Below are 12,339 nucleotides of genomic sequence, written 5' to 3'. Positions count from 1 at the left end.
GGTCCCCTTTCTATACGAACGGCTTTCGATGTTCCCGGGAAGATGATGAGACAACTTGGCGGAGAAGATCGAAAGTATGCGGTTTCATGAAGTGACGAGTCTAGTATATTTTTTGTACGTACATTTGTCAATCCAGTTTGGTAGTTATACCAACATGAAGTTCCTGTTCGAGGTTGGAGCTAGGGCGCTGCGGGAGGGATTGGTTTCGGTCGCGTGTTGACTTGGGGAAGCTGGATTGGATTTGAATAAGGAAGCTTCCCCAAGTCAAAGGCGAACGCTATCGCTCCTACACTCAATCCCTCCCTCCGCTTGGCGCGCTCGGGCAACGGCGAAAAGGATTCATGGCGGAGAACTACCTATGGGGGAGGGGGAGGAAAGGGAAAGCGCCTCGCCTGCGGCATTGGCTTTCCGTAAAAGATTGGAGGGTACATCTTTTGGAGCGTTTGCTAACTGGGGGATTCGTGCTAAGATGTGTACGTACAACTTCATTTAAAATCAAGAAAGATATGAAAGAAACGAAAGAAGTGAAACCTACGATGAAGCCTAAGTATCAAGTGATTATAGAAGAGATCAAAAGCCATATTCTGTCGGGGACGTATAAGGTAGGGGAAAAGATTCCTTCGGAATTGGCGTTGCAGGATAGTTACGACGTGAGTCGGCAGACGGTTCGGAAAGCGCTGTTGGAGCTGTCGAACGAAGGGTTTTTGCGGAGTGAGAGAGGGTCGGGGACGTATGTGAGCAGTCAGTATCGGTCGAAGTCGGGGGCGAAGTCTTCGAATAAAACGATCGGGGTCATCACGACGTACATCTCGGATTACATTTTCCCTTCCATCATTCGCGGGATCGAAAGTCGGTTGAACGAGGATAATTATTCGCTGCTGCTTGCCAGTACCAATAACGATATCGCCCAGGAGAAAAAAGCGTTGGAGATGATGCTGTCGTACGGGGTGGACGGACTGATCGTGGAGCCGACGCGCAGCAATGTATACAATCCAAATATCGCGTATTACTTGTCTTTTAAAGAACAAGACGTGCCTTTTACGATGATTAACGCTTACTACGAGGAACTGGAAGTGCCGTTTTTCTGCCTGGACGACGTGCAATCGAGCTATCTGGCGACGCGCGAGCTGATCGGCAAAGGGCATACGCAGATCGGGATTATCGCGAAAATGGACGATTTGCAAGGGAAGTTTCGCATGAAAGGGTTCATTAAAGCGCTGGGCGAGGATAAGTTGCGGTTCCAGCATGAGCATGTGCTTTCGTTCGATACGGACAGCAAGCCGGAGTTGTCCGCGAATCTGGAAAAGTATCTGACGGAGAATGCGGACGAACTGACAGCGCTGGTGTGCTACAACGACGAGGTCGGGCTGGAAGTCGTGAATGTATGCAAAAAGCTGGGCATTTCGATCCCGGATGAGCTGTCGATCGTCGGCCAGGACAATTCGTACATGGCGAAAAACGCGAATATCCAACTCACGACGCTGACGCATCCGCAGGAACAGCTCGGGCGCGACGCGGCGGATTGGGTGATTAAGAGTTTGCAAGGGAAAAAGGATTTGCCGGAGAAAAATTATTATCGGCCGGTGTTGGTGGAAGGCGAGACGGTGAAGGTGGTTGAGGTGGAATAAGACTTCCCCCAATATGTGACTATTAGCTTGTTTTGAATTGTTGCTTCACTATGAAAAGACTCCGCATAAGGAGTCTTTTCTACATTTAAGTTGCTTTTTTTATAAGTAAACAACCGAATCAAATTTCTTCTTTATTTACAGAATAGACCCACAAACTATTTTCTTTGTTGTAAATTCTCGCTAATCTTTTTTCTCGTACAAGCTTCATGACATAATGATTATACGTTGTGGCTTCTCCCCTGTTAATCAGCACTGCGATTGTTCGGATATCAAGAGCCTTTATTTGGCATAACTCCAGAATAACTTCGATCATTTCAGCAGCAGTTGCTCTTTTTCTCTTATTGACTTTGGCGGCAATCTGCTCCGACTTTAAATCTTCCATTGACTTATGTTGAATCGATTCTTCCTTATGTTGGACTGATAAGTGTACATCAAAAAGGCATTGAGGTTCTGATCCTCAATGCCTTTGTTTATTTCCTTTTACTAGTTGTTTAAAGCTGCTTAATCAACTCTTCCAATTCCTCGGCCAACACTTTCGCGCGCTCGAAGTCGGTGTTTTTCAACGCTACTTCGATTTGCATCTCTACGGACTTTTTCTTTTGTTCCAGTTGCAGATAGTCCTTGTCGAAATGGCGGGCGTAGATCATCTGTCTGAACTTGCGCAGGCTCATTCGGCGGATCGACTTGCCGTCGATGATCAGCACGTAATCCATGCCGCCCGCGACCGAATAGAAATCGTGGGAAATCATCAGGATGGCGCCTTTGTAATCTTGAATGGCTTGGTCCAGCGCAAGCTGCGTGTAGATATCCAAATGGCTGGTCGGCTCGTCGAGCAGCAGCAGATCGGCTTGGCTGCATGCGACTTTCGCCAATTGCAGAATGTTCTTTTCCCCGCCGGATAACGATCCGATCTTCTGCTCCAAAATTTCGCCTTCGAAGCCGTAGTGGATCAGATGCGCTCTGACTTCGTCGTACGTGTCGAAGCCGGCGTCGATGAACTCGTGCAGGACGGTATTACAATCGTTCAGCGTCTCGCCTTGAAGCTGGGACAGATACGCGACTTTGATCTCCGGATTGACTTCGATCGCCGGGTGATCATTTTTGAAAATATCCCGCAGCAGCGTCGTTTTCCCTGTGCCGTTCGGGCCGATGATCGCGACTTTGTCGGTGGATCGCAGCTCGAAGCTCACGTTTTCCAATAACAGCTCGTCAAAAGCGACGCTGTAGTTTTCTACTTTTACGGCCAGGGTATCCTCGACTTCGCGATCCAACCCGAACGTCATGTCCGGCTGTTTGATATCGACGAACGGAGCTTTGATACGGCGCGCTTCCAGCCTTTCCTGGAACTTCACCCGGGCTTTGAGCGCACGTCCTCTGGACGCTTCCGAATTCATCGTCGCGATCGCTCTGAGGTTGTCGATAATGCCGTCGTACCGCTCAATCTCTTCGGCTTCGGCCACCGCGATCTCTTGCAGCTCGATCTTGGTCTGAAGCAGCGAGAAGTTGTATTCGATATAGCGCCCGTCGAATTCTTGCAGTTCCGTGTTTTCGAGATGGATGATTTTATTGAAACAGTGGTTAAGCAGGTAGCGGTTGTGCGTGATGACGAGCAGCATGCCTTTATGGGAATTGATCAGTTTTTTGAGCGCGTTCAGGTTTTCGAAATCCAAAAAGACGTCCGGCTCGTCCATGATCAGCAGATCGGGACGGAGCAGCATTTCTTTGATGACTTGAACGAGCTTGAACTCGCCGCCGCTCAGGGAAGCGACGTTCAGGTCTTTCAGATTCAACAGATTGGCGAGATTGAGCTGTTTGTTGATGGTATTTTCGAAATTGTCCCCGTCCATCGCCGCGAACGCGTCCAGCTTCGATTGCAGCTTTTCCATCAGCGCGTCCATATCCGTCGTGTTCGCCATTTCGGCATAGATTTCGGTGAGTTCGTCCTGGATCTTGATAAATTCTTGCGCGATATATTCAAAAACGGTCATTTCCCGCGAAGGATCGACCTGCGAGAACTGGCTGACATATCCCATTGTGCATTCCGGGTCGATCTCCAGCTTCCCTTCGAACAGATGCTTCTCCGGGTCCAACAGAATTTCGATCAGGGTGCTTTTCCCGCTGCCGCTGGTACCGATAAAAGCGCAGTGCTGCCCTTCTTCGAGCGTGAACGAGAGATTTTGGTAAAGTTCTTTTTGCGGAAAAGAGAACGAGAGATTTTCTACTTTGATCATGGTGTTACCTTTCTGGAACGCCGTTACGGCGGTTATTTTAGTGATTACGTGCTGCTTTTGCTGTTATCAGTATACGTTTTTCGCCGCCGCGTTGCACAGTTAGTTTTGATTCGCGGCAAAAGGAGGACCCCCGGCACGGGAGCCCTCCGCAAACAGCAGCAGCTTGTCTTAATTCAGCGAATCCAATACGGTCTTCAACTGCGGATCAAATTCCAGCACGTTCCAGACCGCTTGCACGACTTCCGCGCGCGTGGCGTTGCTTTTCGGAAAGAACTTTCCGGTTCCGTTGCCGTTCACGATTCCGGCTTGCGCTCCGGCTACGATCTCGGCTGCGGCATAAGAATGATCGAGGTCGTTAAAACGGCCTTTTTCCCCATCCTTCGCCATATGGTCCAGGTCTACGACGCGCGACAACATGACCAGCATCTCTTCGCGCGTAATCGTTTGATTCGGCTTGAAACGGTTATCGCCGTAGCCTTTGATCACGCCTGTCGATACCAGGTTCCGGATCGCGCTTTGCGCCCAGTGGCCTTCGATATCGGTCAGCGCCGCATTGGCGTTACCGGCTTGGATATCGAACGCCCGATCGAGAACCGTAGCGAATTCGGCGCGGGTGACTTTGTCGTTCGGTCTGAACGTGCCGTCTGCGTAACCGTTAATCCATTGCAATCGAGCAAATGTGCGGATCGGCTGTTCGGCCCAGTGTCCTTGCATGTCGGCAAAAGCAACGCTTGCGTCGGTTGCTTGCGCCGCTGCCGCCAAAGAAGTTATTTTTCGGATCAAATCTTCGGTATTCACCACGCCTGTCCGGAACAGGCCGGTTGAAGGCGCCGGTTGCGCCGGCAACGTCGGCGTTGCTGCCGGAGGCGTGACTACCGGCGGTATGACTACCGTAGGCGACGTTGCTACAGGAGCCGTCGGATTTGCGATAACCGGCGTTTGCGCAGGTACGGAAGGCACCGGCTGCGTCGGCGAAGGCTCCGCCGGAACCGACGGCGTTTGCGGCGTTGCTGTCACTTCGTTGGACGCTGCGCTTGTTCCGGACGGATTCACGGCTTTGACGACAAAATAATAAGTCGTGCCGTTCGCTAGTCCGGTGACCTCGTATTCGTTTGCGGTTACGGCAGCGATAGCTTCTCCGTAGATGCCGGAAGCCGTTCCCTGATACACGGAATAGGTCACCGAGCTTTGCACCGCACTCCATTTCAACCGTACGCGACCGTCACCGGCTTCGACAACGGCCAGGTTCGGAGCCGCCTCGCCGATTCCGGGCCAGGGGAGCGTTACCGGCGGCTCCGTGCGACTTGTCACCGGCGTCAACCCCGCAGCATCGAACGACAGTTGCATGCCCGTCACTTCCGCATCGTTCGTCGCTCCCAGATCGGCAAAGGTTACGACGCCCGCCTTCGCGGTTACGGATACGGTTCCGGTCAGCGTCCATGCGCCGGCGTCCTTTTTCGAGACGGTGACGACGGTGCCGTTATCGCCCGTGCTCGTATTCCCGTAAGCGTCGCGCAGCGTGATGACCGGTTGCGCAGCGAACGCGCTTCCGTTGACGGTCGGAGCCGCAAGATCCGTCGTCAGTTCCATATAAGCCGCGGTTCCCGCCACAGGCGTGATCTTCAGCGTATTGGTTTGCGGCGTTGCCACGCTTTCCACGCTCAGCGCGATATTTTGCTCCGCCGCTTGGTTCAGCGTCAGATTCATTTCGGCTACGCCGTTCACGAACATCGCGCTAACGATCGTCGACCCTTCCGTCAAATCTATTCCGCCCAAGCTGCCGTACGATCCGTTCGGCGCGGCGGCATAACCGGAGATCGTCACCTGACGCGCCCCGTTCAACGAAGTGTCCGTGGCGTTCGCCGAATCTTTTACCGTCAGCGTGATCGTATTATCCGCTCCGACGCCCACGATCGGCGAAGCGGCCGAAGCGCTCGCCGTATACATCGATTGCGGCTTTTGATAAAAGGTCATCACGGTCGCTTTTTGCCCGTTCGGATTATCCTGGTATGCGACAAAAGGCGTGCCTTTGCGATCCAGCGCGATCGAAGTGCCGTAAGCTTCGCCTGCCGAGAAGCCGGGTTTGCCGACGAGTTCCCAACCGGTTCCGCTATACTTCATCACGGTCGCTTTTTGCTGATTTTCACTATCGCTGTACACGACGTAAGGGATGCCGCTTCCGTCCAGCGCGATCGACGCGTAATCCACCGAACCCGCCGAAAAACCTACGCTGCCTACAGGCTCCCAATTGCCGCCGCTGTATGTCATGACGGTAGCTTTGCCGGAGTTTGCCCCGTCGCTATACACCACGTAAGGATTGCCGCTCGCGGATAACGCAAGCGCCGTCTTCGAAGTTCCGACTGCCGAAAAGCCGGCTGCGCCTACAAATGTCCAGCTTCCTCCGTCGTACTTCATGACCGTTGCTTGATCGGCGTTGCCCGCATCGCGGAACCACACATAAGGCGCGCCGCTTGCGTCGAGCACGATCGACAGATTATCAGCGCTGCCTGCCGAAAAGCCTGCTTGCCCCACGACTTCCCAGCCGGATGGTCCGTATCTCATCACCGTGGCTTTTCCGCCGACCGATAGATCGCTGTAAGCTACATAAGGCGTATTGCTGCTATCTAACGCGATCTCGATATGATTAATCGCGTCCGCCGAAAAGCCCGCAGTGCCTACGGGTATCCAACTGCTTCCGTCCAACTTCATCACGGTGGCTTTGGATGCGTTCGCATTGTCCTCGTAGGCGACAAACGGAGTTCCGTTGCTATCTAGCGCCAGCGACGGTTCCTGTACTTCGCCTGCCGAAAATCCTTCGATCCCTACAGGCGCCCAACCGCTTCCGTCATTTTTCATGACCGTAGCTTTATTGAAGTTCGCTTCGTCCCGATAAACCACGTAAGGAATTCCGTTGCCATCTATAGCCAAAGATACATCGCTGGCGATGCCTGACGAAAGGCCCGCGGTGCCTACGTTTTTCCATCTCGAGTCCGTGTTCACGACCAGATGCAACGTCGATTCTTTTTGAATATTGTAATCGGATAACGTGCGCCCGTCCTCCAACTGTTTGCCGGCAAATATCAACCGCATGTCGTCCGGGTCTATACCTTCTTTATCCTGGATTTTGGCTTTTACGTTTTCGATCGAATCGCTGGGTTCCACGTCTAACGTAATCGTTTTGCCCGTAGTCGTTTTGACGAAAACTTGCATGGCAAAAGCGATTTGCGGAAGCGAAAACAATAACACAACGACTAATAACAAGCTGGTGTACGATTTCTTTTTTCGCATAAGCATGATCCTCTCGCCGTATGAATAGGGTTAGCTCTCTTTATACTTTATCGTGCGAAAAGGCCCTACTTATAAGGGATCAGGCAAAGAATCTGCGAAAAACCGGCTATTTGGCGTACCTGCTCAAATCGCATGTATGAATCGCGGAGTCGTTTTGCAAAAGCATGTAGTTATAGGCCGCGCAATCTTCGAACGTCGCCAGGCTGAACTTCGTTCGGTGCCGTTGCAGCGCGCCTTTCGAAAGGCCGTCCGACACGATGCAGGCCCGGTGCACGATCCAGTCGATGTCCTGCGCTTCTCGCGTCAAATACTCGATCACCGCTTCGTTGTCCCGATGCTGACCGAGCAGCCCGGCGCGCCTTACAACCGTGTTTTTCAATATCCAGGTGACTACAGGCAGTCTTCGCGGATAAGGGGCGGTGAATCCTCCTGCCTGGTACAGAAGACGCCGAACGCCGTGTTTGCGCATCGCGGGGATCAGTTTTTGCATAAAAAGAGTGTTGATCGTCTGTTCTTGCTGCTTTTTGGCGTCTCCGAGCATTATAACGACGGCGTCGATCCCATGCAGCAAAGCGTCCATGTCCAGCTCTTCCGTGATCGAACCTTGAACCCATTGCGGATTCGCCTTTGCCTGCTCCATTTTGCTCGCATCGCGGGTCAACGCTCTGACGGTATGCCCTTTTTCCAAAGCCAAAGACATGAAATGCCGCCCGGTTCGCCCGGTCGCGCCCAACACCAGTATTTTCGATCGGGAAGATTGCATAAGATCCCCTCCTGTTCCGATTTCGTTTCCGATGTCTTCATAGTAAAGTATGGAGTAGACTCCATAGCAAGGGGGAACGACATTGAACGAAAAAGAAGGCTATTCGGAAAAAGAAGGTTACTCCATGAAACAAACCGTCGAGCTGACCGGACTGTCCAAAGACACGCTGCGCTATTACGAGCAGATCGGCGTTCTCGGCCCCGTCGCCCGGGACCGCAATCGTTACCGCCACTATTCGCAAGCGGAGATCGACTGGCTCAAGATCGTTAAAATGCTGCGAACGACCGGCATCGGCATCAACGAATTCGTGGGTCGGCAGCAAGCCGGAACGCGGGAGCGCAGGGAGTATCTTGAACGGTACCAGCAGCAGATTCGGGAGAATATCGAGGAGTTGGAGCGGATTCAGGGGGTGTTGAGCGAGAAATTAATGTTTTTGAAAAACAAAGAGAAAATCGAGCAACGCTCGTAAGGCTGTCGAGAAACTTACGTATGCGCGGGAAGACAGAAGACTGCGAGAGAAACTCGTTCCGGTCGCGTGTTGAAATCGGGAAAATGAATTGAATTGTATAAGGAATTTTCCCGATTTCAAAGGCGAACGCTATCGCTCCTTCACTGAATTTCTCTCTCCGTCTTCTGTCTTCCAGCTACGTTATACCTTCTCGGCGGGTTGAGCCTTTCTTTGAAAGCCTTCACCTACACTAAATTTCTCTCTCCGTCTTTTCGCTTCCAGTTACGTTAGACTTTCTCGGTGGGTTGAGACGGGTAAAGACCATTGCTTTTCTCGATTCTATACTCTATATAGAAAGAATTATAGGGATCTGCGGTTGAATCGCTGGATCGCTTCTTCCGTTACGGGCGTAAAAAGATTCAATAGATTGCCGTCGGGATCGCGGAATAGCAAAGAACGGTTGCCCCACGGCATCGTGGTCGGTGCTTGTACCCAGTTCTCGACAAGCGGCTTCAACCGCGCATATTCGGCCTCGACGTCTTCGACCAGAAACTCGATGATGACGGTACGGTTGCTGGCGGCTTCTACGGAATCGGCCCCGAACAATTGCGCAGTCTGGACATGAGCGATCGCAAGCGCGCAGGACGGTAATACGAATTCAGCGAACACAGGCGCAGGCCGCTCTGCGGTGACCCCGGTGACTTGCTCGTAAAAACGGACAAGACGGTCTACGTCTTGAGTGATGATACGTATCGAAGCGAAATTCATGAAGATCATCCTTTCTGAATATGAAACTGGATCATTACTTTTCCTATTATAAAAAAACGTTACTGACAGCATCCTGTCAGTAACGTTTTAACGCATCGAGAAAATCCAACGTAGCTGGAAGCGAGAAGACGGAGAGAGAAATTCAGTGTAAGAGCGCTAGCGTTCGCCTTTGAAATCGAGAAAATTCCGCTAAAAATTTCAATCCTTTTCTCGATTTCAACACGCGACTGAAACGAATTTCTCTCGCAGTCTTCTCGCTTCCCCCGCACACGTAACTTTCTCGATAAGCTGAAACGTTACTCACACCATGCTGTCAGTAACGTTCCAGCATTTTTTGCGCTTCTTCCCGAATCCGTTCCCGAAAAGACTTCGGTTCCAGCACGGTCACATCCGCTCCCCAGCCCAGCACCCATCGCAGCACCTCGTCCGGCCGACGAACGCGCAGCACGACGTCCAACCCGCTCGGAACTTCGTGCGTTTCCTCCATATAAGGATAGCCAGACTTTCCAACCTCGTCGGCAACCGTCGGTTGAAATCGAAGAACGATGCGCAAGCGGCGATCGTCCGCAGGGATGTACGCTCGTAAATCAAACTGCGCGGGAAGTTCGTACCGTTCGTCCAACCGCGTCAATTCCTTCATGCGCGACAAGCGAAAATGACGAATATCCCGGCGAAGATCGCAAAAGGCGACCAGCATCCAAGCCCCTTCGACGAACACCAGCCCGTAAGGAGCGACGGTTCGTCTGCCGGGATCGCTGTCGGCGGAATCGGCGTTTTTTTTCGAATAATCAAAGCTGATCTTGCGACCTTCCGAAAAAGCTTGGCGGATTTGACGCAGGTTTTCTTTTTCATGTGGCAAAGCCTTCTGATCGTAAGGATCAAGCAGGCGCATCGAACCGCGTATACGCGAAGTCTCGCTGCGGACGTTGTCGGATAATAGAGCTTCGATCTTTTTGCCGGCCGCGCTCGCCCGATCCCGGTACGCGTCGTCGAATTGCCGGTCGATAAAAGAAGTCCCGATCAGCAGCGTCGCGGCTTCTTCCACGGTAAAGCTGATCGGCGGCAAAAAATACCCTTCCATCAAAGAATAACCGTTGCCCGTAGTCCCGACGATCGGCACGCCCGCTTCGCTCAGTGCTTGCACGTCGCGATAGATCGTTCTCACGCTGACTTCGAAGCTCGCCGCCAGATCTTCGGCACGTATCGTATGTTGGCGTTGAAGCTCCAGGATGAGGGCTAGCAGGCGGTCTGTTTTGTTCATGGGCGCTCCTTTCGAGTCTTGACGGATGAATCTCGTACGGCGTCACGGAATAACTCTTATCCTAAAGCATCAACGTTGAAAAAATGACACTGTCCCGCTGTGCAAACTGTGCTATAATGACGGCGTTGTTTACGCTTGCACGCTTGACAATCTGATTATAGGACGGTTGGATATGAAGAGTTTCTTCGGCACGCTACTCGATCCGAAACGATTGATCCTTATGCTGATCGGCAATGTTTTTTTGGGCATGGGCATCAGCATTTTCAAACTATCCGGCTTGGGCAACGATCCGTTCAGCGGCATGGTCATGGCTCTTGCGGATACGAGCGGGATCGCGTACGCGCGGTTTCTGATCCTGCTCAACCTGATTTTATTCGTGGTGCAACTGATCTGGGGCCGACGATTTATCGGAGCCGGAACGCTTGTGAACGCGGTTCTTCTGGGTTATTTCGTGACGTTCTTTTACGACATCTGGATCGGGTTGGCGGTCGAGCCTCAACTGCTGTGGCAGCGCGTAGTGACGGTCGCGATCGGCGTCGTGGTATGCAGCTTCGGCGTGTCCCTGTACCAGACTTCCAACGTCGGCATCGCGCCTTACGACGCTTTGTCGCTGATGATGAAAGATGCTTTGCCGCGAGTCAGCTACTTCTGGCACCGCATGTTTACGGATGCTTGTTGCGCGCTGGTCTGCTTTTTGTTCGGCGGCATCATCGGGCTGGGGACGCTGGTGTGCATGTTCGGATTGGGACCGATCATTCATTTCTTTAACGTGTATGTCAGCGAAAAGCTTTTAGGCAAGCACGATCGGCCGACCCGACGGCAGGTCATCGAAAACTCGGATAGAGTAATGTAATAGACGATCATGTTCCATCTTAAGCAAATGCTGCTGAAAGCATCCTATCAGTAGCGCTTTGCGTTTTTTGAAGAAATACGATCTCTTTGGCGTCACCTATGTAAAATAGACGAATAACATGAAGTCCGCGAAAGGAGCATTGCAATGATTCCTGCATGCTTTTCGGAATATAGCTCGAAAATCCCTGTACTGAATGAAGCGGCAGAATGGTCGTTATTGAGGAAATGGACGCTTTCAGAAGTCTACCGGATCAAGCTCGCCGACGGCGAAACGCGCATCGTGAAATGGGGCGGGAGCGAGATGGCCGGAGAAGCCGGCATTTATCGGAACCTCGTTCAGCCTCTGCAAATCAAAGCGCCTCGAATCTTGGCATTCGTTCAACTGGAGAACAGCGGAGTTATGGTCATGGAAGATGTCGGCGAGCACAATGTGGAACAACAGCCGCATCCTGCTCATTTCCTTGAAGCGGCGAGAGAACTGGCAAGATTAAGAACGCGGGCATCACGCCTTTTAGACCGAAAGATTTCTCCGGAAACCATCGACGCTCATTACGTTTCCGCGGAGGATTTTCTGAAGCTGTTGGACGACTTATTGAATTCCGAACATTTGGCAGGAAACGAAGTGCTTTCCCAACTCGCAAAAAAGCTGCCTGATCCTTTGGAAAAACTCTACCGCACGGTTCCGAACTCGATCATCCATCATGATTATCATGCCAAAAACCTAGTGATCCAAGAAAACGGCATCGCGCCGATCGATTGGCCCAACGCTTACCTAAGTCCTCATCTCGGCGACCTCTACTGTTTGTTGGGTGAAGCGAGCTTTCGCAGTCAGGTGGCAAGAACGGAAATGCTCTCGGCCTTTCTGGAAGCATCCGATCTTCATATCAACGATCTGCGCCGGCAGCTTCCGATCGGCGGAATCTGTTGGCTGATCAAAACGCTGCATTGGCTGGTCCACGGCGGCACGGCGATCATTCCGGGGTCTGACGCTTGGATTCCTGATCTGCTAAACGATGCGAAGCAGCTTTATCGAGAAATGTCTTAAATCTGCCGTCGGAGTCTCGTTAGCGGAGAGCAGTTCGGGAATCGATAGGTTAATT

10 protein-coding genes are annotated in these 12,339 nt (G+C 52.0%); 4 read left to right on the top strand and 6 right to left on the bottom strand.

Annotated elements, in window-relative coordinates:
• Nucleotides 1-536 precede the first annotated feature (536 nt).
• Entirely contained in the window at nt 537-1,628 is a 1,092-nt protein-coding gene (locus WKI47_RS13850; RefSeq protein WP_340227733.1) for a GntR family transcriptional regulator, read from the top strand.
• 118 nt (nt 1,629-1,746) lie between these two features.
• On the opposite strand, the gene WKI47_RS13845 is transcribed toward WKI47_RS13850, so the two are convergent.
• From WKI47_RS13845 to WKI47_RS13830, 4 genes are all read right to left on the bottom strand, one after another.
• Nucleotides 1,747-2,010 (bottom strand): hypothetical protein, encoded by a 264-nt coding sequence (locus WKI47_RS13845; RefSeq protein ID WP_340227732.1) that lies wholly within the window; start codon nt 2,008-2,010, stop codon nt 1,747-1,749.
• Between the two features lie 109 nt (nt 2,011-2,119).
• The gene (locus WKI47_RS13840; protein ID WP_340227731.1) at nt 2,120-3,859 is read right to left on the bottom strand and encodes an ABC-F family ATP-binding cassette domain-containing protein; all 1,740 of its coding nucleotides are present in this window, start codon (nt 3,857-3,859) and stop codon (nt 2,120-2,122) included.
• Nucleotides 3,860-4,027: 168 nt separating this feature from the next.
• On the bottom strand, nt 4,028-7,147 hold the full coding sequence (locus WKI47_RS13835; protein WP_340227730.1) for an S-layer homology domain-containing protein: 3,120 nt from the start codon (nt 7,145-7,147) through the stop codon (nt 4,028-4,030).
• 106 nt (nt 7,148-7,253) lie between these two features.
• On the bottom strand, nt 7,254-7,910 hold the full coding sequence (locus WKI47_RS13830) for an NAD(P)-dependent oxidoreductase (protein ID WP_340227729.1): 657 nt from the start codon (nt 7,908-7,910) through the stop codon (nt 7,254-7,256).
• Nucleotides 7,911-7,992: 82 nt separating this feature from the next.
• Here WKI47_RS13830 and WKI47_RS13825 point away from each other — a divergent pair, with 82 nt between their 5' ends.
• Entirely contained in the window at nt 7,993-8,379 is a 387-nt protein-coding gene (locus tag WKI47_RS13825) for a MerR family transcriptional regulator (RefSeq protein ID WP_340227728.1), read from the top strand.
• 339 nt (nt 8,380-8,718) lie between these two features.
• Here WKI47_RS13825 and WKI47_RS13820 read toward each other — a convergent pair whose 3' ends face one another.
• Both WKI47_RS13820 and WKI47_RS13815 read right to left on the bottom strand, forming a co-directional pair.
• A complete protein-coding gene (locus WKI47_RS13820) occupies nt 8,719-9,126 on the bottom strand; it encodes a VOC family protein (RefSeq protein ID WP_340227726.1) in 408 nt (135 codons plus the stop codon).
• A gap of 313 nt (nt 9,127-9,439) precedes the next feature.
• Complete coding sequence (locus tag WKI47_RS13815) at nt 9,440-10,387, bottom strand: YafY family protein (RefSeq protein ID WP_340227725.1); 948 nt, start codon at nt 10,385-10,387, stop codon at nt 9,440-9,442.
• Nucleotides 10,388-10,559: 172 nt separating this feature from the next.
• On the opposite strand from WKI47_RS13815, the gene WKI47_RS13810 reads away from it, so the two are divergent.
• Both WKI47_RS13810 and WKI47_RS13805 read left to right on the top strand, forming a co-directional pair.
• On the top strand, nt 10,560-11,240 hold the full coding sequence (locus WKI47_RS13810) for a hypothetical protein (RefSeq protein WP_340227724.1): 681 nt from the start codon (nt 10,560-10,562) through the stop codon (nt 11,238-11,240).
• A 144-nt stretch (nt 11,241-11,384) separates the two neighbouring features.
• Nucleotides 11,385-12,284: a phosphotransferase gene (locus tag WKI47_RS13805; RefSeq protein WP_340227723.1), complete on the top strand. Its 900-nt coding sequence runs from the start codon at nt 11,385-11,387 to the stop codon at nt 12,282-12,284.
• Nucleotides 12,285-12,339 lie beyond the last annotated feature (55 nt).

Origin of the sequence: Saccharibacillus sacchari (assembly GCF_037722395.1) — a bacterium.
Taxonomy (GTDB): domain Bacteria; phylum Bacillota; class Bacilli; order Paenibacillales; family Paenibacillaceae; genus Saccharibacillus; species Saccharibacillus sacchari_A.
Note: the sequence above shows the minus strand (reverse complement) of the source record. Positions and strands in the feature narration are given on the sequence as shown.

What these genes read in the sequence shown, in the direction of transcription:
- WKI47_RS13810 (WP_340227724.1), top strand. Translation starts at nt 10,560, where the DNA reads ATGAAGAGTTTCTTCGGCACGCTACTCGATCCGAAACGATTGATCCTT.
- WKI47_RS13805 (WP_340227723.1), top strand. Translation starts at nt 11,385, where the DNA reads ATGATTCCTGCATGCTTTTCGGAATATAGCTCGAAAATCCCTGTACTG.
- WKI47_RS13835 (WP_340227730.1), bottom strand. Translation starts at nt 7,147, where the DNA reads ATGCGAAAAAAGAAATCGTACACCAGCTTGTTATTAGTCGTTGTGTTA.
- WKI47_RS13830 (WP_340227729.1), bottom strand. Translation starts at nt 7,910, where the DNA reads ATGCAATCTTCCCGATCGAAAATACTGGTGTTGGGCGCGACCGGGCGA.
- WKI47_RS13850 (WP_340227733.1), top strand. Translation starts at nt 537, where the DNA reads ATGAAGCCTAAGTATCAAGTGATTATAGAAGAGATCAAAAGCCATATT.
- WKI47_RS13845 (WP_340227732.1), bottom strand. Translation starts at nt 2,010, where the DNA reads ATGGAAGATTTAAAGTCGGAGCAGATTGCCGCCAAAGTCAATAAGAGA.
- WKI47_RS13820 (WP_340227726.1), bottom strand. Translation starts at nt 9,126, where the DNA reads ATGAATTTCGCTTCGATACGTATCATCACTCAAGACGTAGACCGTCTT.
- WKI47_RS13840 (WP_340227731.1), bottom strand. Translation starts at nt 3,859, where the DNA reads ATGATCAAAGTAGAAAATCTCTCGTTCTCTTTTCCGCAAAAAGAACTT.
- WKI47_RS13815 (WP_340227725.1), bottom strand. Translation starts at nt 10,387, where the DNA reads ATGAACAAAACAGACCGCCTGCTAGCCCTCATCCTGGAGCTTCAACGC.